Annotated in this window: 27 protein-coding genes and 1 pseudogene; 13 read left to right on the top strand and 15 right to left on the bottom strand. The window is 59.1% G+C overall.

Annotated elements, in window-relative coordinates; genetic code table 11:
• Positions 1–21: 21 nt before the first annotated feature.
• From HF949_RS10000 to HF949_RS10040, 9 genes are read left to right on the top strand one after another with little or no spacing between them, the layout of a single operon-like run.
• Entirely contained in the window at positions 22–315 is a 294-nt protein-coding gene (locus tag HF949_RS10000) for a TrbC/VirB2 family protein (RefSeq protein ID WP_292900118.1), read from the top strand.
• Complete coding sequence (locus HF949_RS10005; RefSeq protein WP_292894586.1) at positions 315–584, top strand: VirB3 family type IV secretion system protein; 270 nt, start codon at positions 315–317, stop codon at positions 582–584. The genes HF949_RS10000 and HF949_RS10005 overlap by 1 nt, the downstream gene beginning before the upstream one ends.
• 4 nt (positions 585–588) lie before the next feature.
• Positions 589–3,042: a conjugal transfer protein TrbE gene (gene trbE, locus HF949_RS10010; protein WP_292894588.1), complete on the top strand. Its 2,454-nt coding sequence runs from the start codon at positions 589–591 to the stop codon at positions 3,040–3,042.
• Positions 3,042–3,806 carry a P-type conjugative transfer protein TrbJ gene (gene trbJ / locus HF949_RS10015; protein ID WP_292894591.1) on the top strand — a complete coding sequence of 255 codons (765 nt, stop codon included), beginning with the start codon at positions 3,042–3,044 and terminating at the stop codon, positions 3,804–3,806. Before trbE ends, trbJ begins: the two co-directional genes overlap by 1 nt.
• A gap of 2 nt (positions 3,807–3,808) precedes the next feature.
• A complete protein-coding gene (trbK-alt, locus tag HF949_RS10020) occupies positions 3,809–4,093 on the top strand; it encodes a putative entry exclusion protein TrbK-alt (RefSeq protein ID WP_292894593.1) in 285 nt (94 codons plus the stop codon).
• A 3-nt stretch (positions 4,094–4,096) separates the two neighbouring features.
• A complete protein-coding gene (trbL, locus tag HF949_RS10025) occupies positions 4,097–5,389 on the top strand; it encodes a P-type conjugative transfer protein TrbL (protein WP_292894596.1) in 1,293 nt (430 codons plus the stop codon).
• Positions 5,386–6,075, top strand: a complete 690-nt coding sequence (gene trbF / locus HF949_RS10030) for a conjugal transfer protein TrbF (RefSeq protein ID WP_292894599.1) — start codon at positions 5,386–5,388, stop codon at positions 6,073–6,075. The genes trbL and trbF overlap by 4 nt, the downstream gene beginning before the upstream one ends.
• Complete coding sequence (gene trbG, locus HF949_RS10035; protein ID WP_292894602.1) at positions 6,072–7,055, top strand: P-type conjugative transfer protein TrbG; 984 nt, start codon at positions 6,072–6,074, stop codon at positions 7,053–7,055. Before trbF ends, trbG begins: the two co-directional genes overlap by 4 nt.
• On the top strand, positions 7,052–7,924 hold the full coding sequence (locus HF949_RS10040) for a TrbI/VirB10 family protein (protein ID WP_292894605.1): 873 nt from the start codon (positions 7,052–7,054) through the stop codon (positions 7,922–7,924). The genes trbG and HF949_RS10040 overlap by 4 nt, the downstream gene beginning before the upstream one ends.
• Here HF949_RS10040 and HF949_RS10045 read toward each other — a convergent pair.
• A protein-coding gene (locus HF949_RS10045; protein WP_292894608.1) for an IS630 family transposase occupies positions 7,914–8,862 on the bottom strand; the annotation gives its coding sequence in 2 pieces (ribosomal slippage) (positions 7,914–8,525 and positions 8,527–8,862; 948 coding nt in all). The two genes, HF949_RS10040 and HF949_RS10045, sit on opposite strands and share 11 nt — an antisense overlap.
• 90 nt (positions 8,863–8,952) lie before the next feature.
• Between HF949_RS10045 and HF949_RS10050 the strand changes: the two are divergent.
• Positions 8,953–9,315 (top strand): annotated as a pseudogene (locus tag HF949_RS10050) (TrbI/VirB10 family protein); the annotation flags it as partial.
• Positions 9,312–9,533 (top strand): DUF2274 domain-containing protein, encoded by a 222-nt coding sequence (locus HF949_RS10055; RefSeq protein WP_292894611.1) that lies wholly within the window; start codon positions 9,312–9,314, stop codon positions 9,531–9,533. The pseudogene HF949_RS10050 and the gene HF949_RS10055, both read left to right, overlap by 4 nt.
• A gap of 153 nt (positions 9,534–9,686) precedes the next feature.
• On the opposite strand, the gene HF949_RS10060 is transcribed toward HF949_RS10055, so the two are convergent.
• Positions 9,687–10,322: a TetR/AcrR family transcriptional regulator gene (locus HF949_RS10060; protein ID WP_292894614.1), complete on the bottom strand. Its 636-nt coding sequence runs from the start codon at positions 10,320–10,322 to the stop codon at positions 9,687–9,689.
• 234 nt (positions 10,323–10,556) lie between these two features.
• Between HF949_RS10060 and HF949_RS10065 the strand changes: the two genes are divergently transcribed.
• The gene (locus HF949_RS10065) at positions 10,557–11,723 is read left to right on the top strand and encodes a nitrilase-related carbon-nitrogen hydrolase (RefSeq protein WP_292894617.1); all 1,167 of its coding nucleotides are present in this window, start codon (positions 10,557–10,559) and stop codon (positions 11,721–11,723) included.
• Positions 11,724–12,171: 448 nt separating this feature from the next.
• On the opposite strand, the gene HF949_RS10070 is transcribed toward HF949_RS10065, so the two are convergent.
• The 10 genes from HF949_RS10070 to HF949_RS10115 form a co-directional block, all read right to left on the bottom strand.
• On the bottom strand, positions 12,172–12,720 hold the full coding sequence (locus tag HF949_RS10070; RefSeq protein WP_292894620.1) for an AAA family ATPase: 549 nt from the start codon (positions 12,718–12,720) through the stop codon (positions 12,172–12,174).
• 192 nt (positions 12,721–12,912) lie between these two features.
• Complete coding sequence (locus tag HF949_RS10075) at positions 12,913–13,665, bottom strand: sulfite exporter TauE/SafE family protein (RefSeq protein ID WP_292894622.1); 753 nt, start codon at positions 13,663–13,665, stop codon at positions 12,913–12,915.
• On the bottom strand, positions 13,662–14,855 hold the full coding sequence (locus HF949_RS10080) for an MFS transporter (protein ID WP_292894625.1): 1,194 nt from the start codon (positions 14,853–14,855) through the stop codon (positions 13,662–13,664). Before HF949_RS10080 ends, HF949_RS10075 begins: the two co-directional genes overlap by 4 nt.
• Before the next feature lie 104 nt (positions 14,856–14,959).
• On the bottom strand, positions 14,960–15,853 hold the full coding sequence (locus HF949_RS10085; RefSeq protein ID WP_292894628.1) for a LysR family transcriptional regulator: 894 nt from the start codon (positions 15,851–15,853) through the stop codon (positions 14,960–14,962).
• 13 nt (positions 15,854–15,866) lie between these two features.
• Positions 15,867–17,018 carry an MFS transporter gene (locus tag HF949_RS10090; RefSeq protein ID WP_292894631.1) on the bottom strand — a complete coding sequence of 384 codons (1,152 nt, stop codon included), beginning with the start codon at positions 17,016–17,018 and terminating at the stop codon, positions 15,867–15,869.
• Between the two features lie 168 nt (positions 17,019–17,186).
• Positions 17,187–17,903, bottom strand: a complete 717-nt coding sequence (locus tag HF949_RS10095) for a 2OG-Fe(II) oxygenase (RefSeq protein WP_292894634.1) — start codon at positions 17,901–17,903, stop codon at positions 17,187–17,189.
• Complete coding sequence (gene ada, locus HF949_RS10100; RefSeq protein WP_292894636.1) at positions 17,900–18,964, bottom strand: bifunctional DNA-binding transcriptional regulator/O6-methylguanine-DNA methyltransferase Ada; 1,065 nt, start codon at positions 18,962–18,964, stop codon at positions 17,900–17,902. Before ada ends, HF949_RS10095 begins: the two co-directional genes overlap by 4 nt.
• A gap of 75 nt (positions 18,965–19,039) precedes the next feature.
• Positions 19,040–19,684: a DNA oxidative demethylase AlkB gene (gene alkB / locus HF949_RS10105; protein WP_026353834.1), complete on the bottom strand. Its 645-nt coding sequence runs from the start codon at positions 19,682–19,684 to the stop codon at positions 19,040–19,042.
• A gap of 132 nt (positions 19,685–19,816) precedes the next feature.
• Positions 19,817–20,572, bottom strand: coding sequence for an SDR family oxidoreductase (locus HF949_RS10110; RefSeq protein WP_292894643.1), 756 nt, complete (start codon positions 20,570–20,572; stop codon positions 19,817–19,819).
• 169 nt (positions 20,573–20,741) lie between these two features.
• Positions 20,742–21,260, bottom strand: coding sequence for a DUF6428 family protein (locus tag HF949_RS10115; RefSeq protein ID WP_292894646.1), 519 nt, complete (start codon positions 21,258–21,260; stop codon positions 20,742–20,744).
• A 76-nt stretch (positions 21,261–21,336) separates the two neighbouring features.
• On the opposite strand from HF949_RS10115, the gene HF949_RS10120 reads away from it, so the two are divergent.
• Positions 21,337–21,648 carry an ArsR/SmtB family transcription factor gene (locus HF949_RS10120; RefSeq protein WP_292894649.1) on the top strand — a complete coding sequence of 104 codons (312 nt, stop codon included), beginning with the start codon at positions 21,337–21,339 and terminating at the stop codon, positions 21,646–21,648.
• 180 nt (positions 21,649–21,828) lie between these two features.
• Here HF949_RS10120 and HF949_RS10125 read toward each other — a convergent pair whose 3' ends face one another.
• The 3 genes from HF949_RS10125 to HF949_RS10135 form a co-directional block, all read right to left on the bottom strand.
• Entirely contained in the window at positions 21,829–22,398 is a 570-nt protein-coding gene (locus tag HF949_RS10125; RefSeq protein WP_292894652.1) for a carboxymuconolactone decarboxylase family protein, read from the bottom strand.
• A gap of 137 nt (positions 22,399–22,535) precedes the next feature.
• Positions 22,536–23,120, bottom strand: a complete 585-nt coding sequence (locus HF949_RS10130; RefSeq protein ID WP_292894654.1) for a TetR/AcrR family transcriptional regulator — start codon at positions 23,118–23,120, stop codon at positions 22,536–22,538.
• Between the two features lie 137 nt (positions 23,121–23,257).
• Positions 23,258–24,319, bottom strand: a complete 1,062-nt coding sequence (locus tag HF949_RS10135) for a LysR family transcriptional regulator (protein ID WP_292894657.1) — start codon at positions 24,317–24,319, stop codon at positions 23,258–23,260.
• Positions 24,320–24,328 lie beyond the last annotated feature (9 nt).

Genomic DNA, 24,328 nt, shown 5'->3' on the forward strand with positions numbered 1-24,328 from the left:
ATCCACCCGCGCTGGCCACAGATCGCCGGCGCTCTCGCTCTCGGCCTCGTCATAGCCGCTGATCCCGCCCATGCAGCAGGGTCCGGCATGCCCTGGGAAGCGCCGCTGCAATCGATCCTCGAATCGATCGAGGGACCGGTCGCCAAGATCGTCGCCGTCATCATCATTATCATCACCGGCCTGACGCTCGCCTTCGGCGATACGTCGGGCGGGTTCCGGCGGCTCGTGCAGATCGTCTTCGGTCTCTCCATCGCATTCGCCGCGTCGAGCTTCTTCCTCTCCTTCTTCTCCTTCGGCGGCGGAGCGCTGGTGTGATGCGCGACGGCGACGACATTCCCGGTTTCTACGCGCCCGTCCATCGTGCGCTGAGCGAACCGATCCTCTTGGGCGGCGCACCGCGCACGGTCGCCATCGCAAACGGCACGCTTGCCGCCGCAATCGGGTTAGGTCTGCGCTTGTGGATCGTCGGCATCCTCTTCTGGCTGATCGGCCATCTCCTCGCGGTCTGGGCCGCGAAGCGCGATGCACAGATCGTCGACGTCGCGCGGCGCCACCTGCGCTACCCGAGCTGGCTGCGGGTGTGAGACGATGATGCGGCTCGCCGAATATCGCTCCAAGACGGCCTTGGTGGCAGACTATCTGCCCTGGGCGGCGCTGATCGACGAGGGTGTCGTGCTCAACAAGGACGGCAGCCTGCAACGCACGGCTCGGTTCCGCGGTCCCGACCTCGATTCCGCGACACCCGCGGAACTGGTTGCGACCGCTGGCCGGCTCAACAATGCGCTGAGACGCCTCGGTTCCGGCTGGGCGGTCTTTGTCGAGGCGCAGCGCGTCCCGGCGCGCGCCTATCCTCTGTCCCGGTTCCCCGATCCCGTCTCGGCACTGATTGATGCGGAGCGGCGTGCGCAGTTCGAAGAGGCCGGAAGCCACTTTGAGAGCCAGTATTTCCTGACGCTCGTCTGGATGCCCCCCGCCGACGAAGCGAGCCGCGCCGGACGGTGGCTCTATGAGGGTGCGGCCGAGACAGGCATCGATCCGCGCGAACATGTCGCAAGCTTCGTCTCACGCACCGACCGGCTGCTCGACCTCTTCGACGGTTTCATGCCCGAGGCGGCATGGCTTTCCGATGCCGAAACGCTCACCTACCTCCATTCGACGATCTCGGCGCGTCGCCAGCGCGTGCGCGTACCCGAAACGCCGATGCATCTCGACGCGCTTCTCGCGGATACTGCGCTCATCGGCGGCCTCGCGCCGCGGCTTGGCGACGCCTACATCAAAACACTCTCCATCGTCGGTTTCCCGACCGCGACCTGGCCCGGTCTGCTCGACGAATTGAACGGGCAGGCCTTCGAATATCGGTGGGCGACACGCGCCATCTGCCTCGACAAGACTGACGCCACGAAGCTCTTCACGCGGATCCGCCGCCAATGGTTTGCCAAGAGGAAGTCTGTCGCGGCGATCCTCAAGGAGGTGATGACCAACGAGGCCTCGACGCTGCTTGATTCCAACGCCGCCAACAAGGCGGCCGATGCCGACGAGGCGCTGCAGGAACTCGGGACCGACATGGTGGGCGCCGCCTATGTCACCGCCACGATCACGGTCTGGGACGAGGATGAACGCATCGCGGAAGCCAAACTCAAGGCCGCGGAGAAGATTGTTCAGGGCCGCGACTTCACGGCTATCCCTGAGACGCTCAATGCGATCGAAGCCTGGCTCGGCTCGCTGCCCGGTCACCTTTACGCCAATGTTCGTCAGCCGCCGGTCTCGACACTCAACCTCGCTCATATGGTTCCGATCTCCGCTGTCTGGGCCGGGCCAGCGCGCAACGATCATCTGGACGGCCCGCCGCTCTTCTTTGCCGAGACCGAGGGCGCGACCCCGTTCCGCTTCTCCACCCATGTCGGCGACGTCGGCCACACGCTGATCGTTGGCCCGACCGGTTCGGGCAAGTCGGTCCTTCTTGCGCTGATGGCCCTCCAGTTCCGCCGCTATGAAGGCTCACAGATCTTTGCCTTCGATTTCGGTTGCTCGATCCGCTGCGCCACTATTGCAATGGGCGGGGACTGGGAGAATCTCGGTCTCGCCCTGTCCGAGGATGAAGCCGCCGTCCAGCTCCAGCCGCTCGCGCGCATCGATGACGCGGCCGAACGCACCTGGGCGCAGGACTGGTTGGCCGGGCTGCTTGCCCGCGAGGGCGTTTCCATTGATCCAACCGCCCGCGACCATCTCTGGTCGGCGCTGACCTCGCTCGCTTCCGCACCGGTCGAAGAGCGGACCCTGACCGGACTGTCTGTGCTGCTGCAATCGAATGAACTCAAACGCGCGCTCGCGCCGTTCTGCCTCGGTGGTCCGTTCGGCCGTCTCCTCGATGCCGAGCGAGAAGAACTCGGCGCAGCCGATGTTCAGGCCATCGAAACCGAGGGGCTGATCGGGTCTGCCGCGMCCCCCGCCGTGCTCGCCTATCTGTTTCACCGTATCGAAGGCCGGCTTGATGGACGCCCCAGCCTAATCATCGTCGACGAGGGTTGGCTCGCGCTCGATGACCAGACCTTCGGCGGCCAGCTCCGCGAATGGCTGAAAACGCTCCGCAAGAAGAATGCGAGCGTGATCTTCGCCACCCAGTCGCTCGCCGACATCGACAGGTCGAACATCGCACCCGCGATCGTCGAGAGCTGCCCGACCCGCATCTTCCTGCCAAACGAACGCGCCTTCGAGCCACAAATCGCCGCCATCTATCGCCGCTTCGGGCTCAACGAGCGCCAGATCGAGATCGTCGCTAGGGCGATGCCGAAGCGCGACTATTACTGCCAGTCCCGGCGCGGCAACCGGCTCTTCGATCTGGGGCTCGGCGAGGTCGCGCTCGCCTTTACGGCCACTTCGTCGAAATCCGACCAGGCCGCCATAGCCGAGACGCTGGCCGAACACGGCCGCGAGGGTTTCGCCATAGCTTGGCTGAGACGCCGCGGGCTCGATTGGGCCGTCGAACTGCTCGGCGACACCATCACCGCGATAATCCCCACCGAAACAAAGGAGAACTCCTGATGACACGGTTTCGAAAACGCTCGCTCCCCGCCCATCTCCTTGCGGCAACGCTGCTGGCAACGCCGATAGCGCTCGGACCCATGATGTCCGAGCCAGCGCACGCATGGCGTATCGTCTACGACCCGTCCAACCACGCCCAGAACATCCTGCAGGCCGCCCGCGCTCTGGAGCAGATCAACAACCAGATCACCCAGCTCCAGAATCAGGCGCAGATGCTGATGAATCAGGCGCGCAATCTCGCGAGCCTGCCATACTCGTCGCTCGCCGAATTACAGGCTTCGGTGCAACGCACACAGCAGCTCCTGAATGAGGCGCAGCGCGTCGCCCACGATGTCGCCGACATTGAGCGCGCCTTTACTGAGCAATATGGGACAGCCGCCGCGTCTGGTGATTTCGACGCGATGGTCGGCAATGCACGCGAGCGGTGGGAGAATTCGGTCGCAGGCTTCGAGGACGCGCTCCGCGTCCAGGCCGGCGTCGTCGGCAACATCGAGGGCGCCCGGTCGCAGATGCAGGCGCTCGTCGCCCGCAGCCAGGGCGCGACCGGCGCCCTACAGGCGGCCCAGGCGGGCAACCAGTTGCTGGCGCTGCAGTCGAGCCAGATCGCGGATCTCACCGCGGCCATCGCCGCCTCAAACCGCGCCCAGGCTCTGGAGGCCGCGCGCGTTGCCTCAGCCGAAGCACAGGCGCGCGAGAACCTCAACCGCTTCCTCGACTACGGCAGCGGCTACCGTCCGGCGACCGTGCGCATGTTCAGCAACTGACCATGGCGAACGGTCCTGATCATATCCTGCGGCTCATTGCCTTTGGCCTTGGAGGCCTCGCGGCGCTTGCCGCCGCCTTCGAGTTCCGTGACGTCGTCGCCCCGGAGCAGACGCCTGCGTCGGTGTCTGAAGCAGCCGACGATCCGCTGCACGCCACGCTCCAGAGCTGCCGCGTGCTCGCCGTAGAGGACGTCGGGACCGAGACCGTCTGCCGAGAGGCCTGGGCCGAGAACCGCCGGCGCTTCTTCGCGCCGGGCGGTACTGGTTCTGGCCGGGAGGAGGAATAAGCCATGGGGGGCGTCGGCGTCATCGACCAATTCCTGGACATCTTCACCCGCTATATCGATAGCGGGTTCGGATTGCTCGGCGGCGACGTCGCCTTCCTCGCGACCACACTCATCGCCATCGACGTCACGCTGGCGGCACTCTTCTGGGCCTGGGGCGCGGACGACGACATCATCGCGCGGCTCGTCAAGAAGACGCTCTTTGTCGGTATCTTCGCCTACATCATCGGCAATTGGATCCAGCTCGCCCGTATCGTCTTCGAGAGTTTCGCGGGATTGGGTTTGATCGCCTCCGGCGGTTCCCTGAGTGCCGGTGAGCTTCTGCAGCCCGGCCGTATCGCTGAGGTCGGGCTCGAGGCCGGACGGCCACTGCTTGAGTCCGTCCGCGACCTCATGGGCTTTGTCTCCTTCTTCGACAACTTCATCCAGATCGCGATCCTGCTGTTCGCCTGGGTGATCGTTCTGCTCTCCTTCTTCATCCTCGCCATCCAGCTCTTCGTCACGCTGATCGAGTTCAAGCTGGCGACGCTGGCCGGCTTCATCCTCGTGCCCTTCGGGCTCTTCAACAAGACCACGTTCATGGCCGAGCGCGTGCTCGGTCTCGTCATCTCGTCCGGCGTCAAGGTGCTGGTGCTCGCCGTCATCGTCGGCATCGGCTCGACCATCTTCGGCACCTTCACCGCGGGATTTACCGGCGAGCCGACGATCGAGGATGCCATGGCCATCGTTCTCGCAGCACTCTCGCTGCTCGCGCTCGGCATCTTCGGTCCGGGTATCGCCAACGGCATCGTTTCCGGCGGACCACAGCTCGGTGCGGGCGCGGCAGTCGGCACGGGCCTCGCCGCCGGCGGCATGGTTGTCGGTGGTCTGGCGGGCGGCAAGATGGCCGCATCCGCAGTTGGCGCAGGCGCACGCGGCGCCGCTTCGATCGCGGGCGGCGCGTCTACCGCCTACAAGGTCGGACATACGGCTGCAGGTGGCGGTGCGGCAGGCGTCGCCGGTGGGATGGCTAGTGTCGGCAAGGCCGGCATGAGCGCCGCCGCAAGTCCGCTCCGGCGCATGAGCCAGTCCATGAAGGATAGCTATCACGCCGGATCACGCGCGGCCTTCGGCGCGACCGGCTCGGTCGCCGGCGGAACCGCGTCCTCTTCGCCTGTCAATGATGGCCCGCCAGTCTGGGCGCAAAAGCTCAAGCGCCAGCAATCCCTCCACCACGGCGTCGCCACGACCGCCCATGTGATCCGCTCAGGAGACCATGGCGGCGGCGGAACGTCGGTCAGCCTCTCGGAGAAACCATGAGACTCTTCAAACGCCCCAGCGTGCACTACGGCAAAACGCCCGAGCCGGTCACCCCCTACCAGAAGGCGGCCCAGGTCTGGGACGAACGCATCGGTTCGGCCCGCGTTCAGGCGAGGAACTGGAGGCTGATGGCCTTCGGTTGCCTGCTGACGACCGGCGGGCTCGGCGCGGCGCTCGTCTGGCAATCCACGCAGGGCACGATCGTCCCCTATGTTGTGGAAGTCGATCGTCTCGGCGCCACGCAGGCCGTCGCGCCCGCCATCGTGGATTACCGGCCGACCGATCCGCAGATCGCCTTCCACCTCGCGCGTTTCGTAGAGAATGTCCGGCAGGTGCCCGCGGACCCGATCGTGCTGCGCGAGAACTGGCTCAGGGCTTACGACTTCGCCACTGATCGCGGCGCGCTCGCGCTCAATGACTATGCCCGCGTCAACGATCCGTTCGCCAGAGTCGGTGAAGCCCAGGTCGCCATCGAAATCTCCAGCGTAATTCGAGCATCGGAAAACAGTTTCCGCGTTGCCTGGATCGAACGGCGCTATGCCAACGGTCAACTCGCGGCAACTGAACGCTGGACTGCGATCCTGACCGTGGCCCTCCAGCCGCCCCGCACAGCGGAACGGCTCAGGAAGAACCCCCTCGGCGTCTTCGTTCATGCCATCAACTGGTCGCGGGAGATGCCGGAATGAACCCCAGAACCCTGACCCTTCCGCTCGCCCTCTTCATGGGCGTGTCTCTCGCGGGCTGCGCCACCTTCCGGCCGCCCGAGATCACCTACGACGAGGACGTACCATCGCTGCCTGCACCGCCACCTCCGGTTGTCGAACAACCGCCGCGACCGGTCCATACGCCGCCCGCCTGGACGCCCTCGCGTGGCGGCGAGAACGCGCGGACGCCCGAAGCACGTGTCATCAATGCAAACGCCGCCGCACGCGTCGAACCGCGCCGCGAGGGCTACTTCAACGCCATCCAAATTTTCCCGTGGAGCGAGGGTGCGCTCTATCAGGTCTACGCCGCCCCAGGACAGATCACCGAGATCGCTCTGGAGCCCGGCGAACGGCTGATCGGCGAGGGTCCGATTGCCGCCGGCGATACCGCCCGTTGGATCATCGGGAACACCCGCAGCGGCAGCGGGCGCACCGAGCGCGTCCATATCCTGGTCAAGCCGACCCGGCCCGAGATCACCACCAATCTCGTCATCAACACCGACCGGCGCACCTATCTCGTCGAACTGCGTTCGGACGAGGAAACCTACATGCCATCGGTTGCCTGGGCCTATCCGCGCGTCGCAGGTGTGACCCGGCTACCGGCGGTGATCCGTCCAGAGATTCCCCCGACCGCCCAGCGGCATTATCGATACGCCATCGAGGGCGACCGACCACCCTGGCGGCCAAGATCCGTGTTCGATGATGGCCGCCGGGTTTATATCGTCTTCCCGCGCGGGATCGTACAGGGCGACATGCCGCCGCTCTTCGTAATCGGCGCCGATGGCGGGACTGAGATCGCCAACACCCGCGTCCACCGCAACGTGCTCATCATCGACCGGTTGTTCGCCGCCGCCGAACTGCGCCTCGGCGGCAGGAACCACCAGATGGTCCGCATCGTCCGCTCCGATGGCGTACGGCGCGGGCCAGCTGCGGCTCGGCGCCAGAATGGAGAGTCCAGATGACAGATGAATCCCAACCAGGCCGAGCCGGGCATGGTCAGACGGAGAAGCCGCGTTCCGAACGCGATATCGCCGAAGAGCTCCGGCTACGCGCCGATCCACCCCCCGTCATGCGTCTGTCCCGAAGGGCCATCACGGTTCTTGCAACTGGCGGCGGGCTCGGCCTCGCCGCGATCCTCATCTTTGCGCTCCAGGACCGTGGAGCAATCGACGGCCCGGACGAACTGCTCTCGACCGAACGTATCCAGGAGGCCGAAGGACTGAGCCGTCTCCCTCGTGACTATGGGAGTATCCCGCAACTCGGACCGCCGCTGCCCGGCGAACTCGGCCGCCCGATCTTGAGCGCCCGGGAACGCGGCCAGTCCGTGCCTGCAGTGACCGCCACCGGCCCAGCAGTCGATCCCGAGGAGCAGCGGCGGCTTCAGGAGCAGGAGGCGGCCCGCCTCAGCCAGCTCTTTGCCGAGGCGAACACGATCGCGCGCGGTGACACCCGTGCGCCGAGTGCAACGGTGCCAACGAGCAACGGGAACCTTTTTCCCGTCTCGGACGAGGCGGCACCGCGCAATGCGACCGATAGGCACGAAGCGTTCCTGGGGCGCGACGTCGATCGGCGTACGATGAGCTCTGACCGTTTGACGAGCCCGCCGAGCCCCTATGTCATCCAGGCGGGCACTGTGATCCCGGCCGCACTCATCACCGGCTTGCGCTCAGACCTGCCCGGGCAGGTTACCGCCCAGGTCACCTCCCATGTCTATGACAGTCTGAGCGGGCGCTATCTCCTGATCCCGCAGGGTTCACGCCTCCTTGGTGAATATGACAGCCGCGTCGCCTTCGGACAGAGGCGGGCGCTGCTAGAGCGTTTCAGTTTTTGACGGAAGCGTATCCAGCGTTTTCGAGATAGTTTCTGCATTCGGTTGGTTGGATCGTCGCGATGAGATGGCCGATGTGTCGCCATGTATCCTCGATGGTGCGCTTCTGGGCCTGTCGCATCCAGTGCTTGATCTTGGCGAAGGCCTGCTCGATGGGGTTCAGGTCGGGGGAATAGGGTGGTAGGAACCAGAGCCTTGCTCCAGCGGCCTTGATGGCCTGACGGATGGCCGCAGCTTTATGCGATCCGAGATTGTCCATGATGACGATGTCACCAGGTCTGAGCACAGGCACGAGCTGCTGTTCGACATAGGCGCGGAAGCACTGCCCGTTAATCGGTCCATCGAAGACGCAAGGCGCCGTCAGCTGGTCGCAGCGCAGCGCGCCGAGGAAGGTCAGCGTGCGCCAGTGGCCGTGCGGGGCGAAGCCGCGCAGGCGCTTGCCCTTCTGTCCCCAGCCGCGCAGCGGGGCCATGTTGGTCTTGATCCACGTTTCATCGATGAACACCAGCTTGTGTGGATCGAGATCCGCCTGAAAGGATCGCCAGCGCCGCCGCCTGCGGGCAGTGTCGGCGCGGGCCTGCTCAAGGGCGAACAGTGTTTTTTTTGAACCGAAGCCCCTCACGGCGCAGGAAGTTCCACACCGTGTCGTGCGACACCTTCACCCCGCGCGCCGCCAGTTCATCCTTCAGCCCGTGCAGCGTCAGATGCGATGTCTGGTTGATACGCTCGACGATGAATGTCCGATGCGGTTCCAGAACGCGCTTGCGATGCCCACCCATCTTGCCGGGCGCCACCGAGCCGGTAGCCCGGTAGCGTTGATGCCACTTCACGACCGAGGAAACAGAAACCCCGAAACGGGCCGCGACAGACCGGCAGCTCTCGCCGCCTTCGAGCGCTCCGACAACGCGCTCACGAAGATCATTGGATAGAGGTGCTGTCATCAGATGCTGGCCTCCTTCCCAGCCAGCATCTTGAATCACAAAATCAGCAATCCGGGAATCCCTACCGATTCAGTAAAGCTCTGAACCGCTCTAGTCTGGACGCGGTTGATCCTCCCAGACGGTCACTCCATCGTCCTGGAACGTCAGCTAGGCGCCGACACCGCCGGCTACGCCGGGCTTGAGGATCGTGTCGATCACCACTGGGGCCGATTGTTCCTCGCCGCCGGCCTCGCAACGATCCTCAATATCGGTGCGGAACTGGGGGCTGACGATGACAGCGGTATCACCCGCGCCATCCGCGAAGGCACACAGGATACTGTCGGCCGCGCCGGTGACGAGATCGTTCGCCGTCAACTCGCCGTGCCGCCGACGCTGACCATCCGGCCCGGCTTCCCCGTCCGCGTCGTCGTAACCCGCGATCTCATCCTCGAACCGCAAAGAGGCTATCAATGACCAAGCTGAAACTCGGCCCGCTCGCCGATGACAAACCGGTAAAGGTGACCGTCGAACTGCCTGCATCCGTCCATCGTGATCTCATCGCTTACGCCGAAGTCCTGGGGCGTGAGACCGGACAGCAAGTGAAGGAACCGGTGAAACTCATCGTACCGATGATCGAGCGGTTCATCGCGACCGATCGCGGGTTCGCCAAGGCACGTCGAACCGCTTCATAGTACACACTCTCGCGCAATATTTTATCACGCAACCAAGGCTATAGACACGTCCCACGGGTGGATGAGTTTCAATATATTAGTTGTTAGACACCTACGGTCAAATCCAGACTGGCGAAACCTTCTTCACTCGAGGAGGTGAAGAAATAGCGATATTCAGGTCTTACCGGAAGTCAGCACGATTCCGCGCACGAAGGTATCGACCACCTGCGAAACTGCGGCTTCGACATGTTCCTTGGACGGCTTTCTGACTCCTAAAGTAGCGGTGAGATGGAGATCGCCGCGCACTGCACCCAGGAACTGCTCGGCAACGACCTGCGGATCGTCGATCTCGATCGCACCTTGATATTTCTGTTCGCGGAAGAAGGCGGCAAGATGCCGACTGGCGCGACCTGGGCCGTTTTCAAAGAACGCCCGTGCGAGTTCGGGAAAATGCGGTGCCTCAGAGATCATGGCGCGGTAAAGCGCAAGGCCTTCAGGAGACAGCAGGACATTCAGATAATCGATACCCATCTTGAGAAGCGCGTCCGACAAATCCTTGTTGTCCAGGGCGGGACTCAGGGCGGCAAGCACGCGGTTTGACACGTCGAAGATGATTGCTTCGAACAGCGCTTCCTTGTTGCGAAAATGGGTGTACAGCGTCCGCTTTGAACCTCCGATCCTAGCGTGAACCTGATCCATGCTGGCGCGACCATATCCGTCGTTTAGAAAGATATCGGTCGCAACGGCAAGGATTTCGCCTCTCTTGTCCGCTTTGCCAACCGCGCGTGGAGCATCGAACGATCGCGCCATTTTTTTCCTCCTGATGCCTCCCCCGAGTGGGAGCTTGACGAGTACGGTACGATACCGTATCTTTTAACGGTACGATATTGTACCTAGCATAGTATGACTTCACGGCCACGGCCGCTCAATAAGTCAATCACGGTGCAGCGAGATTTGTTCGCAGCCTTAATGCATCTGTTTCGACCTGTATGTAGCGCCGCCAAATGTTGCTTTTTTTCACTTGATTAAGATGGAGAATCAACGATGTCACCGGTTCTGAACACTCCGCCGAGGATCGTCTCACGGCAAACCAATCGCAAACGTATTCTGGGAGGGAATGATTCCGTCAAAATCGCGATCGTTCAGAAATCGCATCCTTATTTGGATCGGGATGGAACGCTTGAAATAGCATGCGAGGCAATCTTAGAGGCGGGCCAGAACGGTGCCCAGCTTGTTGTGTTCCCGGAGAATTGGCTTGCCGGATATCCCTACTGGTCTCCCGGCTGGAACACCGACGGAGCTAGGTTTCGCCAAGCCTATGCCGACTGGCATGATGCCGCCATCATGGCGGGCACAGAAGACACGGAACGCCTCGGCGCGGCTGCCCTAAAGGCGGGGGTTTATGTAGCGATAGGTTGCAATGAGATGGATCCGCGGGTGGAGTCAGATCAGATTTATAGTTCCGTAATGTTGTTTGAACCCAGCGGGAAGCATATTGGCACACATAGAAAAACCATGCCGACCTTTCAGGAAAAAATGTTTTGGGGCATGGGAGATGCAAACGATCTGAAAGTTTTCCCTACGGATATCGGTAATATCGGGATCTTGATCTGTGGCGAACACTCGATGACGCCTCTGCGTGCCGCCCTCATCGCCCAACGTGAAGACTTTCATGTTTCTGTCTGGCATGGGTCCTTTCACCTCAACAAGGGACCAACACTTGTCGAAGACGATCAAGACCAAAGCAATTTTATAGGTGTTCCTCTCTCTCGATCCCATGCAATTGAGTCTGGCGCGTTTGTAGCCATGGCCTGTACCTATCTTGACCCCGCAGATATCCCAGACGATCAACCTCTGACCAAAGGCGATCCGGATTTCAGGAACTTCAACCATTCCAATGGCGGCAGTACGGTTTTCAACCCGATGGGGATGGCAATGACCGAGCCGCTCATCAATGCACCAGGTATCATCTATGCAGATTGCCCCGCCTGGATGCGGAAGACTCGAGCTGCCATCCTCGATACATTTGGCCATTACGCTCGTCCCGATCTTGTCCAGGTTCTCGTGCGCAAGCCCGGTATGGGCGGCTGGCGAATTGCGGGGCCGGAGCGGCAACAACTCGACACAAGAAACCTTGACGCGCTTCATGCCGCTGCCGAAATCAATGATGTAGATCCAGAGCTAATTTTGGCACAGATTGAACTGGAATAAGTGAACGAAATGGGAAGCGTTGGGGATCCTGCTCTATACTCTCGAACTGGTATGGAGCAGGCCGGGTTTCTTAGTTTACCGCCGGAAGGGGATTGTTGATCAATGCTATTGAGATTAAATCGTGGCTGAAGTTCGAAAGCAGAACATTTGTTGTTTGGACTAGGTCGTTTATGAACGACCTCGTTCTCTATACTTTTCGTCCTTGACCACCCTCAATGCGCCCCGAAGAATTAGAACCGAGGCATACTATCCTTGGTGGTACGCAGTCGAAAATTGGCCGCCAAATTGGCAAACCGATTTGCATATCATCTATGACCACTTGCCTTGTCCGGCAATTTGCACCTACTCGCCGAATTCTGATCGAAAACACGAACCCCGCAGTTTCAGAAAATGAGCGGCCGCAGAAACTGAGGCCGCAAACAATGCCTTTCGTCTACATTCTTCATGCTCAACGCGATAAAAGTGAAGTCAGAACGAATTGAGCTCGTTCCTTGACATCGACTTTAGGCAAAATGGTTGTTGTGTATTGAAGTTTACGGAAGGCATTGAGCAAACGTTGGTATTCGCGAACACCTTCCTCGAAATCTTGATGTCTTTCGCCGTCGGTTCGGTAAATTTCTGGCCAGGGTGGCACCAGAAAGACTTGCTGATGGAAGCGCGGCTGCTTGTTGAGCGTTCTGGAGACAGGAGTCCCAGTCGCATGCTCCAATGCAACCGCCGCATCGACAAGCCCGCGATCATAGAAAACCCATCCCCTCGCATTTCTCATGCGCTCATGATCGGAAGAGGCCATCTCGATAGCGCGCCGCGCGAATGCCTCCAGATCAACCCAGGGAAGTGCCCGTCCCCCACAGAGCATTTCTTCTGCAACAATCCTTCTGCCGGGTTCCTCGACTGTCTCATAACCCCGGTGTTTTAGCTCGGTGAGCAGCGTTGACTTTCCACCACCGGAACAGCCGGACAATATAACGTGATACCTATCGGAATTGTTCTGCATTTACTCTCTTCTAGCATTTGCTCGTACAAATAGTGTTATTGTCCGCCGTGTTTGAACCCATTTGGAAATAGCGGTGGGAAGATGAGATGCTTTATGATCCCACACCAGCTATTTTTTGCGCGCCCAGAACGCAAGCGGTGCACACGCGACGTATTTCATCACAGGCGCAAGGTTGGGCTGCAACGGCTGCGCCTACCGCAGCACAAGATAAATCCCGAGGCAAAGTAGCACCCAGAGAAAGGTGGTTCGGAATAAAGTCGGGTTGGTTCGCCGCCGAATGATCGCGCCGACCCACATCCCTCCGAACGCACATATCACAGCGACGAGCGATGCGAGGCTGAACACTGCTGGAGCGTGATGCGAAACGGATAAGTTGATCGCCAAAGAAATTGTCGAAACCGTAAACGACAACCCCATGACCTGAATGAGCTCGTTCTGATTGAGATCCAGTGACTGGAGGTAAGGAACGACCGGCACGGATGACACGCCTGTGGCGGCCGTGGCAGCACCCGTCAGCCCGCCAATCACGGGCCCGAGCCATCGCTGGGTATCTGTGCCGATTTTGACTGCCAACTTCCGCAAGGCGCTGGCCGCGTACAAGATCAGCACGACGCCAAGCAAAGTAATCGCGGAATCACCGTTTCCACGCGCAAGCCAACCCGTGCCGAGGATGGTCACAAGAGCCGCTACAACCAAAAGAGTCCAAAACCGTCGCAGGAGGCTTAGAAGGGCTCCCCCGCTGACCGCCTGCCAGAGATTCGTCAGCAACGATGGAACGACCAGAAGGGACGCCGCTTCAACCGGCGGCATCGCAAGGACGAGGAACGCCATGGCGATCGGTGGAAGCCCGAGGCCAACGCCGCCCTTGACAATTCCCGCTACTGCAAATGCCAAGGCAATTAGCAAGAGAACCGCGTCAGAACTGCTCGCTTGCCATGCGCTCACAATCGATCCGCCAATTTGACCAGGCAAAAACTGATCGCGGAGAAGCCCGCGAAAGCGAGTACAAGCGGAACACTGGAACCGCTATAAAAGCTGCCGATCAATATTGCCAGAGGTACGGATACAAAGGTGGTGACAGCCCCCACCACAGACGCTCCTGTTCCAGCGACGGCGCCTAGCGAACGCATCGCAAGCGCGTTCAGATTACTGACGAGGAGGCCAAAGCAGAACAACATAACCGCAAGATAAAGGCTGAGCTCGGTCAAGGATTCCTTGCGCCCCATCGCACGTGTCGCGGCGGCCATGACAATGGAGGATGCGCACATGACGACAACGCCGATCGTGGCTAAGCGTTCGACACCAAGTCTCACCACCAGACGCCCGTTGAGAAATGACGCCAAGGCCAGGCTGAGTGACATCAGCGCGAAGAACAGCGGGTAGCGGGACCCGAGGCCATGTTGCACCTCAAACAATTGCTGCGACATGTTGAGATAGGCAATAAATGCACCAGACACTACACCGAGCGCACCGGCGTACAGCATCGCAGGACCGTTTCTGAGCACGGCGCCGAAATTGAACGCGAGACGCTGGAACGACAGCGGCGTGCGCGCATCTGTGGGGTGCGTTTCCGCTAGTCTCGTGTTGAGCCATATGAGCATTGTCAGCGCTCCCACCCCGAACAAGACAAAGAGGGCACGCCATCCAGCCAATCGTATGACGCCCTGGCCAAGATAGGGGGACACTGTTGGAACAAGAGCAAAAATGACCATGATAAAGGACATGGTCCGGGCCATCATCGCACCTTCATAACGGTCGCGGACAATGGCAACCGTAACCACGCGTGGCGCGCCCAAGCCGACGCCCTGAATAACTTGCCCCGCAATGAACCCCCAGAACGAGCTGCTAAAATACGACAGTAGGGCTCCGCCCAAAAAAATAAGCAATCCGATGTTTAACGACAACTTTCGTCCGATACTGTCCGACCAAGCGCCGAACAGGATCTGTCCGAATGCGAGCCCGATGTAAAGCAGGGCGACGGACAGACCAATCCTGTTCGGATCGGGCAGGTTGAAGTGTCCGGTCATGTGCGAGAACGCTGGAAGGATCATATTGATGGCCAGCGCCACCAGAGCCATAAGCATTGCGTTCAGAGCGATAAACTCCAGTCCCGATATATCTTTCGCACGTGACATTTTTCACCTTCAAGCCGATTGGACGGATTGAGATATTTTGCGGATGTTCAGGTTCTGAACTAGTCGGAATAACGGAAGAACTTTATGTCCTGCGTGTCCGGAATTTAGGCCGGTAGATCAATAGTCAGATTTTTAGCAACGAAGTCTAAAAAGACCTGGAGCTTCTTGGGCATCAGTTTACGGTCGGGATAGAGGGCGTAAAGCGGTCGGGAGGGCATGGTGTAATCGGCCAGCACTTCGACAAGACGGCCCGCCGCAATGTCGTTGTCCGCTATGAAATTCGGCAAGCGGGCGACCCCGAGACCTTGTAGAGCGGCGTCCCTTACGACCTCGCCATTGTCCGACCTGAAATTGCCACTGACGGGAATCTCGATATTGCTTTCGCCGTTGGCGAAACACCAAACGTCCTTGTTGTGGCGATGTGTGTAGATCAGGCAGTTATGCGCGGCCAAATCTGCCGGATCGTCCGGCACTCCCTTCTCTTTGCAATAAGCCGGCGACGCACAAACTATGCTGCCGAGTTCGAGAAGCTTGCGGGCGATATAAGACTCGGCCTGAACCGGGCGTGCCGTGAAGGCGACATCGAGCCCCCGAGACAGAAGGTCGGGCGTATCGTCGCTGAGCGAAAGGTCCAGAGTGATCGATGGATAGCGCTTAAGAAACTCCGGCATGAGATTGGACAGGTGCAGCTTGCCGAAACTCATCGGTGCATGAACGCGCAGCGTACCCTGCGGTTGCGACTGCAAGCTGGTTGCCGCATCCCGGGCCCGGTTTGCATGAAGGACGGACAATCGCGCCCCGGCAAGATATCGCGCTCCTGCCTCCGTCAGCATGAGCGATCTGGTCGATCTTTGTAAGAGCTTTACACCAAGGTGAGCCTCGAGCCTGTTGATCCGCTTACTGACCGCCGATGCCGATATCTTTAGCCGTTCGGACGCGCCAGCGAAGCTCATCTCTTCGGCCACTGCCACGAAGGTTTCCAAATCGGATGTCTGCATCGCCAGTCCATACTTATCTGTCGGTTACACCTAGTGTATCTCGAGGCTTTGCTAAGTATACCGTAGCGGTTAAGGCTAGAAGAACGATGCTGGCCAATGGCAGCGTCCGAGCGCCGGTTTCGGCAATTGTCACACCTCCGATGAACGTCCCGACGGTCAGACCGGCATTGCCCAGAGAGATGAAGAGGCTATTGGCGAATTCCGGCGCTTCGGACGCAGAGCCATTGACCAGTTGTTGTCCCAGCAAAAAACCGGTCGAGTGCACCGTGCCCCAAATTATGATCAAAGCGACAACCGCAGGGGTGACATGGGCTAGCCCATAGATCAGTGCAAAGGTCAGGCAGAGGATCAACACGAACCCGGTTACCAGCCGGTTCAGATGTTTGTCGACAAAACGGCCGGCGGCAAGTGTGCCCAGAAACCCGGCGGCGCCGAAAATAAAAAGCATCAACCCGATCATCGATCCTTCCATTCCGCCAGCGACGGCGAGATATTCCGCGAAGTAGCTATAGATGCAGAATGTCGACGCCATGATCAAAAACAGCACCGCCAGGCTCCACCAGAGCTTGAGCTTTTTGAGCACCCAGATTTGAGTGCGAAACGTCAGCCTACGAGTGGCGGCAAATGACGGCACAAACAGGAGAAGGGCGATCAGGGCGACGCTGTTCAGGCCCGCAAACAGGATGAAGCCGGCCTGCCATCCGTGTGATACGGATACAAACGACACCATGGGCACGCCAAGGACCGTCCCGGCGCTCAATCCCGCAAAGATGACGGAAACTGCCTTACCACTATCTTCTTCCGCGACGGTTGAGCTTGCGGCCGCCATGGCGAACGACCAAAAGACCGGATGGAAGAAAGCGGGAAGGATACGAAAAAACAGCAGCCAGCCAAAGCTTTCACAGAACAATGACAGGAGGTTGGAACCGGCAAAAATGGCGAGCACCAGGGAAAGGCTCAGCTTGCGGTCAAATCTTGAAAACGCCAACGTCATCCAGGGGCCGGTGATCGCAATGGTCAATGCAAACCCGCCGAGAAGCCACCCGGCCGCGCTAATCGATACATCGAACGCTTCGGCCAACTGAGGCAATATCCCGATGATGCCGAACTCGGTCGTGATAAGGGAGAATGCTCCGAATGCGAGAACGAATACGCTGAAGGGCATGTGTTGATCTTTCTTGCAAGTTGGCCAGCAATGAGTTGACGTAGGCGAGCGGACGCATTTCGGTGTGGAAACCGGCAATGGAATTTCAGGATTGGCGGTATGGGTTGGCGGCTCCGCCGGACCTTATGGAGCCGCTGGCATCGTCACCCCTGCTGCCGGGATCAGCATTCAGTTTGCATCGTGAAAAATAATACCCAATGTGTGCCGCATGCCGCTGCGCAGGCGGCTGACGCCGTGACGCATGTTGACGCGATAAGTGCCCTTCGTTCCTTTGACGGGCCGGTTGCGCACGGCGAAAATGACGGCGTCTCCCTGCCGCAAGGGCATTACCTCAGCGCGGCTCTGCATCCTGGGCCGCTGTTCGGTCAGAACGAACTCTCCACCAGCGAAATCCTTGCCGGGTTTGGAAAGCAGCACTGCCATTTGCAGCGGGAACAACAAATCACCATAGACGTCCTGGTGCAGACAGTTGAAATCCCCCTCGACATATTGCAGCAACAATGGTGTGGGCCTGAGCTGCCCCGCATTGTGGCATTGCTCCAGATAGGCGCGGTGCACTTCCGGGAAACGGGTGTCGATCCCCATCCGCTCGTTCCAATCATTGGCGATCGGGACCAGGAGCGGATAGACTTTTTCGCGCACCGTCGCGACGACAGCCGGGAGAGGGTAGTCGAAATACTTGTATTCGCCCTTTCCGAACCCATGGCGAGCCATGTGAATCCGGCTCCGAAATTTCTCATCTTCTGGATAGAGCGCTGCAATCTCGGCACACGCCTCGTTGCTTAAGAGCGACGGGACCAAAGCACATCCGAACGATCCCAGATCATTTTTCAGAGCATCCGCGTCGATCTCGTCGATACGGGATTCAATCTGTGCGATAGTCATGCCGTTTGCTCCAGTTCAAGCAGCGCCCGCTTGCGCTCGATACCCCAACGATAACCGGATAGCCCGCCATCTGAACGAACCACCCGGTGACATGGAATGGCCACCGCGAGGGCATTGGCGCCGCAGGCTTGCGCAACGGCTCGGAAAGACGTTGGTGCGCCGATCGTCTCGGCAATGTCGCGATAGCTTGCGGTTTGCCCCGCGGGAATATCGCGAAGGGCCTGCCAGACCCGCTCCTGAAACGCCGTGCCCTGAATATCGAGCGGCAGATCGAGACCGAGCCGGGGAGCATCAACAAAACCCACGACCCGCGCGACAAGCGCCTCAAAGGCTTCATCACCGCCAATAAGCTCGGCTTGCGGAAACATGGATTGAAGATCGTCCAGCAATTTCTCGGCGGTGTCACCGAGTAGGATGGCGCAAACGCCTTTTTGGCTGCAGGCCACCAGTACCGATCCCAACGAACACTCACCCACAGCGAACAGGATACGCATGTTCTGCCCGCCATTCTTGTAAGCTGAAGGGCTCATCCCAAGGGCTTGTGTTGCAATCTCATAAAAGCGGCTGCTGGAGCTGAAACCAGCGTCATACATCGCGGAGGTGACGGAGGGTGCGTCGCCGTTCAAGCTCTTTCTAACCTTTTGCATACGATGCGCCCGCGCATAGGCTTTCGGCGTCACGCCCGTCTGGGCTTTGAACAGTCGATGAAAATGAAACACGCTGAGGCCGCATGACTTTGCGAGCGCCTCCAGACCTGGCTCTTCTTCGGCTTCTTCGATGGCCCGGCAGGTGGCTGCAATTTTTTCAGCCATAACCACATCGGGCGCCGTTTCGTCTGGCTTGCAGCGTTTGCAAGCGCGATAGCCTGCCTTCTGCGCCTCGACGGCACTGTCGAAAAACTCAACATTTTTTTCATTCGGGCGCCGCGAGGGGCAGTCCGGCCGGCAGTAAACGCCGGTGGTTTTCACCGCGTAGATGAATGGGGGCAATGAGCTTGCATCGCGCGCCAGAACAGCCTGCCATCTGGCAGCGTTCTGTGACCTATCAGGTTCGTGTTTCATGTCATGGTCTTCCAAGATTTGTGTCATGGCCCAATCTAGCGCCCGAGCCTGTTCCAAAAACTCCGGTTCTTGTGATCAAACCACTTTGCGGAAGGTCAGATTGATCCGTTGTTTACCGAACGCTGGGTGCTCACCTGTTTTCAGGGTGTTGACGCCATGGTAGCAAAGCCTCGACGGCCCGCCCCAAACGACAACATCGCCATGTTCCAAGGTGTATTTTTTCACTGCATCTTTCCGCTTTAAGCCCCCGAATAGGAAACTGGCGGGCAGACCAAGCGAGACAGAGACAATCGGCTGAGTGAAATCGGCTTCGTTGCGGTCCTGATGCAATGACAGTTTTGAACCGGGCAGATAGCGGTTTATGAGACACGCATCCGGCTGAAACCCCGAATATCCCGCAGCCACCGCCGCCTCTGTCGCAATCTTGAGAAACGAGGCTGGCATCTCGGGCCAGGACCGGTTGGACAGCGGATCAACCGGGTCGTACCGATAGCCAGTCTTATCCGAAACCCAGCCAAACTTGCCGCAATTGGTCATCGCGACGGACATCCTGTGCCCGCCCGGCGTGATCATGTGGCGAAAGGGTGAGGCCGCTTGAATGGAATTCAGAAATGATAGGATATCGGCGCCTAAACCTAGTGCAAAACCCGGAAGCAGGACGGCCCCTTCAGCCAGGATCACCGTCGGCTTGGGGAGGAAATCGAAGAAGCTCTCTTGCATGGGTTTGGTATCCCGCAGACGACCCTCGGATCTTAACTCCCGCGCCAACATCCAAGCAGCCCGTTTCTTGCGCATTGAAGTGGTGAGCCGGGGAGCGAAGAACCCCCGGCTCTTTCTGTGCCAGCCAGGCGCTTACACCAGACGACTGGAAATGCCGCCATCGGCATTGACATGGCTGCCGGTTACGAAGCTGGCGCGATCGGACAGCAGGAACAGCGCCGACTGGGCGATCTCTTTTGCTTCCCCCATCCGTTTCAGCGGGTGCAGACTATCCAGGAATTTATGTATCTCAGGATCGTCACCCGACATGGCGGTCTTGATGCTGCCGGGCAGAAGCGCATTGACGCGGATCCCGTTCGGTCCGTGCTCGCCGGCGAGAGATAACGTCATGCCGATCACACCTGCTTTCGCCGCCGCATAGGCGGCCATGCCCGGCATCCCGGAATTCGAGAAGCCCACGAAGGACGATGTGAAGACCATCGACCCGCCGCCCCGCTTTTCCATCGCCGGGATCTGATACTTGGCGTTGAAATAGGCGCTGGTCAGATTGGTGGCGATGACATTGTGCCAGTTGGCATTGTCCATCTTGGGAACAGATACCATCTCGCCGACAATGCCTGCATTGTTGAAGGCGCCGTCAAGACCGCCGAACTCGCTCTCCGCCATATCGACCAGAGCCTGAGAATAGTCCTCCTCCGTAACGTCGCCGGCGAGGACAGCGGCATTGCCACCGTTCTGCCTGATTTGATCGGCGAGCGCCTCCAGCTCGGCCTTGCGCCGCGCGCCCAGAACGACATTCGCCCCCTCTTCAGCGAAGAGCAAGGCCGCCGCAGCACCGATGCCGCTGCTCGCGCCGGTAATGATGATCGTCTTGTCTTTCAATTCCATCGTGTAACTCCTGCATTGCGATGCAGGAGATATCGCAGGAACCGGCGCGCCGAACACTCCGGTTCTTGCGGTGGATGTTTTTGCCCAGGCGCTGGATTCTCTTCTCGAAATGTCGCGGCCCGGCCGAGAATAAAAAGCAGGCTCAACAGAGATCGTTCGACCACAATGATCATGCGCAGCAAGCATCTCTCTGCATTCCATCCGCTGCAGGTGCGCAACACGCACCCATTGCCGTTGTTCCCTCACAGCAGCCGATCGTGGCGGCGCCCGACGATTGGGCCCTGTGCGCCGGTTTGCAGACCGCTGCGGTGGCACGAAGTGTGATAAAAACGCTTTTGTCTCTGGCGATTGGTTGACCTAATTCCATAAGCTGTAGCCCGACGTTTTTCGGGGCGAATTCGACCATGACAGAGCCATCCGCAAGCGCAGGAAGCCTGGTGAGGCTTTGTTCCAAAATTCCGACAAATTTTCCGACCCGCATATGGGCGTCGCCGGCGCCGTCTAGTAGCTGGAGCCGCGCCTCCGACCACCTCTCGACAGTTCCACCACAATCGATCCCGGTCGATTCAGAATGCCGTAATTCCGTCACATGGTAGCCGGCGCCGATTGGTTCCCCGTTAGCCTCGAACACCAGGGCGGAATCGGCGTGGAGTGCTTTCAATTCGGATAGAAGATCTGCAAGGGTCATTGTTACACTCTTTCATTTCAAGGAATCTTGAATTAAATTCGCATGGGTCAAAGAATAATTCAAGAGGTGTTGAAATATGAAGGAGGAGGAGGCTGCGACGGTGTTTCAGGCGCTTTCGAACGCGGATCGGTTGAGGATTATCCGGATTTTGGTTGCGTCCGGACCCGAAGGGCTTAGCGCTACTGAAATCGCTGAGAAAGTGGGTGCCAGCCCATCACGAACTTCGTTTCACCTTGCAGGACTGACGGAAGCCGGACTTATTCAGCGTGAACGGCGATCGCGCAGCCTTATCTACACGGTGGATTTTGTACGCCTCGGGGGCTTGGTGACATTCTTGCTAGACGATTGCTGCAACAAAAGCCCGAAGCTCCGCGCCTGTTGTTCCTGAACTCTGGGAGGTCTCGGGGGAGGGCTTCAATTCAGCGCGTCGTCCCCGTTTCGGTATCTCAAACAGCCGGCGGTGCGATCAATGAGGCGTGCTCATGCCGATCCACTATTCCGCCCCGGTGAACAGAGACCCATTTTGAAGGAGTGGTACAGCGCCAAGGGTGACGCTGCACCATTTTCCTTATTCCGCGGCGCGGGCTTTGCTGGGCGTCCAGGCAAATGGTTTGAACGGATCGTCAAGCGATGTGTCAGCCAGATGGTTAGTGTAGTTGGACAGTACTTTCTGCGCCAGGCCAACAAGGACGTCCAGGATCGCGCGCGGCTCGAAACCGGCATCCAGGAAGGTTTGAACCTCCGCAGGCGACGGATTGCCGTTTTTACGCACTAGGATCAGCGTGAACTGGCGCAACGCCTCCAGGCGCGGATCGTCAAGTGGACGCTCCTCTCGAAGCGCGTTGACGATGGCGTCATCGACCCCTTGCGACTTGGCGATCGCCGTATGCGCCGGCACGCAATAGTGGCAGCGATTTTCCACATTGATCGTCATCCACACGACATTGCGCTCGTCCACCGAGAGCGCCGTTTGTTCAAACATTTCATGTAGTTTGTGGTAGGAGGCCAGCAGTTCAGGCGAGGACGCCATGACCTGATAGAGGCCCGGCAACATGCCATAATCCCTGATGGATTGTTCCAGCATGCCTTTTGCCGCCGCAGGCGCGGTGTCGACAGTGTGAAGCGTGAATACACTCATGTGAGAGGTCCTTTTGATGGTGGTTCAGGGTTCGACAGGCCGAGCGCGAAAGCTGAGCCTTGGAACAGAGCTATTTATGTATGTCTATTCATAAATTGAGCACGAAACTTTCATGTCTCGTTTGGAGCCTTTTCTTGTTAGGTCAGTAGAGAGAGAAACGCGTCATGCGCGGTGCGCGAAATGCCTGGATCACGTCGCGCCACGGCTTGCAGCATGGCACCCTGGCCGGCGGACACCGCCAACCGGGCAAGCGCCTCGGGCGGTAGCGCGGTCGTTAACTCGTTATTGTCTTGAGCGCGATGGAAAGCCTTGGTGAATGCGTTCATCAGGCAAGCATCGCCGCGCCGTAGCACGTCTCGCATCTCCGGATTGTCGCCAAGTTCGGCGGTGGTGCGCACCAAGAAGCATCCGCGTCCGCCGCCCGAGGACACATCCGCTTCCCAAGCGTCAAATACAGCACGCACGTTCTGCATCACCGGCAAATCGCGGGCGAGCAGTGCCGCAGCCTTTTCAACGCGTTTGTCGATGTAATGCGCCATAGCGAGGCGAAAGAGGCTAAGCTTCTCCCCGAACACATAGGACAGGCTTTGCCGATGCAGCCCGGTCGCCTTCTCCAGATCGGTATAGGTGGTGCCGTCAAACCCACCCTGCCAGAATGCCTGCATCACCGCATCGAGTGCGATGTCCTTGTCAAAACTTCGAGGGCGTCCTGAGTTTACCATGACTCATTTATGCACCACCATTCATAAATGAGTCAAGCCGCACTTCTTGGGTCGATAACACCATCGTCAAGGCTTTTGAGGCAGTCGTTCTCGGCCGAGGCAAAGTGTCCACAAAATTGTCTGAAAACACTTGTCAATTAAATCAAGATGGAAGCTGTTTTTTCAATATGATCTGGAGATTTGGTGCCGCAACAAGACGCGCAATTCTGCCTTGCTTGTCGCCGCGCCAGACCAATCAATCTGCGAAGCGCGGGGTTGTCGTTTTCCGGGCGCCAGCTCAGCGATAAGGGTACGCACTCTTCTTCATGACCAATTGGCGCCAGTGAGACGTTTGGATATCTGGCTCCAAGTGCGTGGTCACAAACGAGCGTCACGCCAAATCCCAAGCCAACCAGGTTCATGATACCCTCGCGACATATATGATGTCGTGTAATTGAGACCCCGCGCCCGAATTCAGTCACCTGACGGACGATGTAGTCGTGGAGTTCTGACCCAGAATCTCGGGCGCTAACGACGAACTTCTCATTCATTACATCCGCCCACCTTAGTGGGCCAACAGAGGCTAATGAGCTGTTGCCCGCGACAGCCAAATAGACCGGCGTATAAGCCAGAACCAAATGGTCACTGGTCTGGCAAGAAGGGGCACCGATTGCTATGACAGCGTCGATTTCACGGTGTCCCAACATCGTCATCATTTGGCGCCGCCCACATTCGACAAAACTCAGATGCACGGCAGGGTGGGATTTGGCGAAGGCTTCTATCAACGCGCGTTGCGATCCGTTGGAGAGCGAGAACATCGTGCCGATGCGAAGTTCTCCATCACCCGCGATGGCATTAGACTGAGCGCGTGTCACACCGGCTTTCAGATTGTCATAGATCGTGCTCGCACAGTCGACGAACTCGCTTCCTGCAGCTGTCAAACGGGCGCCTGTTGGCTGCCGCTCGAAGAGCGAAACACCAAGCAGATTTTCAAGCTTCTGAACTCGTCTAGATACCGCCGATTGGCCAATTTCCAAGTGGTTCCCGGCCTTTCTGAAGCTGCATTCCTCTGCGACAGTCAGAAGCACCTCCAGGTCCAGAACATCTACCTGCCGGACAATATTAACTAAACTAATCTTTTTCATAGCGACAGGTTTTCCGCCGCCACTTCCGCGTGACAGGCTGAGCGTGGGAACGGGGAAGTCGCCATGCGAAACCATCGACGGCTT

This window comes from Nitratireductor sp. (genome assembly GCF_017794765.1).
Classification (GTDB): domain Bacteria; phylum Pseudomonadota; class Alphaproteobacteria; order Rhizobiales; family Rhizobiaceae; genus Nitratireductor.

Excerpts from the sequence above, each read along its gene's own strand:
- HF949_RS10005 (WP_292894586.1), top strand. The coding sequence starts at position 315 with ATGCGCGACGGCGACGACATTCCCGGTTTCTACGCGCCCGTCCATCGT.
- trbJ (WP_292894591.1), top strand. The coding sequence starts at position 3,042 with ATGACACGGTTTCGAAAACGCTCGCTCCCCGCCCATCTCCTTGCGGCA.
- trbK-alt (WP_292894593.1), top strand. The coding sequence starts at position 3,809 with ATGGCGAACGGTCCTGATCATATCCTGCGGCTCATTGCCTTTGGCCTT.
- trbL (WP_292894596.1), top strand. The coding sequence starts at position 4,097 with ATGGGGGGCGTCGGCGTCATCGACCAATTCCTGGACATCTTCACCCGC.
- trbF (WP_292894599.1), top strand. The coding sequence starts at position 5,386 with ATGAGACTCTTCAAACGCCCCAGCGTGCACTACGGCAAAACGCCCGAG.
- trbG (WP_292894602.1), top strand. The coding sequence starts at position 6,072 with ATGAACCCCAGAACCCTGACCCTTCCGCTCGCCCTCTTCATGGGCGTG.
- HF949_RS10040 (WP_292894605.1), top strand. The coding sequence starts at position 7,052 with ATGACAGATGAATCCCAACCAGGCCGAGCCGGGCATGGTCAGACGGAG.
- HF949_RS10055 (WP_292894611.1), top strand. The coding sequence starts at position 9,312 with ATGACCAAGCTGAAACTCGGCCCGCTCGCCGATGACAAACCGGTAAAG.
- HF949_RS10060 (WP_292894614.1), bottom strand. The coding sequence starts at position 10,322 with ATGGCGCGATCGTTCGATGCTCCACGCGCGGTTGGCAAAGCGGACAAG.
- HF949_RS10065 (WP_292894617.1), top strand. The coding sequence starts at position 10,557 with ATGTCACCGGTTCTGAACACTCCGCCGAGGATCGTCTCACGGCAAACC.
- HF949_RS10070 (WP_292894620.1), bottom strand. The coding sequence starts at position 12,720 with ATGCAGAACAATTCCGATAGGTATCACGTTATATTGTCCGGCTGTTCC.
- HF949_RS10080 (WP_292894625.1), bottom strand. The coding sequence starts at position 14,855 with ATGTCACGTGCGAAAGATATATCGGGACTGGAGTTTATCGCTCTGAAC.
- HF949_RS10085 (WP_292894628.1), bottom strand. The coding sequence starts at position 15,853 with ATGCAGACATCCGATTTGGAAACCTTCGTGGCAGTGGCCGAAGAGATG.
- HF949_RS10090 (WP_292894631.1), bottom strand. The coding sequence starts at position 17,018 with ATGCCCTTCAGCGTATTCGTTCTCGCATTCGGAGCATTCTCCCTTATC.
- HF949_RS10095 (WP_292894634.1), bottom strand. The coding sequence starts at position 17,903 with ATGACTATCGCACAGATTGAATCCCGTATCGACGAGATCGACGCGGAT.
- ada (WP_292894636.1), bottom strand. The coding sequence starts at position 18,964 with ATGAAACACGAACCTGATAGGTCACAGAACGCTGCCAGATGGCAGGCT.
- alkB (WP_026353834.1), bottom strand. The coding sequence starts at position 19,684 with ATGCAAGAGAGCTTCTTCGATTTCCTCCCCAAGCCGACGGTGATCCTG.
- HF949_RS10110 (WP_292894643.1), bottom strand. The coding sequence starts at position 20,572 with ATGGAATTGAAAGACAAGACGATCATCATTACCGGCGCGAGCAGCGGC.
- HF949_RS10115 (WP_292894646.1), bottom strand. The coding sequence starts at position 21,260 with ATGACCCTTGCAGATCTTCTATCCGAATTGAAAGCACTCCACGCCGAT.
- HF949_RS10120 (WP_292894649.1), top strand. The coding sequence starts at position 21,337 with ATGAAGGAGGAGGAGGCTGCGACGGTGTTTCAGGCGCTTTCGAACGCG.
- HF949_RS10125 (WP_292894652.1), bottom strand. The coding sequence starts at position 22,398 with ATGAGTGTATTCACGCTTCACACTGTCGACACCGCGCCTGCGGCGGCA.
- HF949_RS10130 (WP_292894654.1), bottom strand. The coding sequence starts at position 23,120 with ATGGTAAACTCAGGACGCCCTCGAAGTTTTGACAAGGACATCGCACTC.
- HF949_RS10135 (WP_292894657.1), bottom strand. The coding sequence starts at position 24,319 with ATGGTTTCGCATGGCGACTTCCCCGTTCCCACGCTCAGCCTGTCACGC.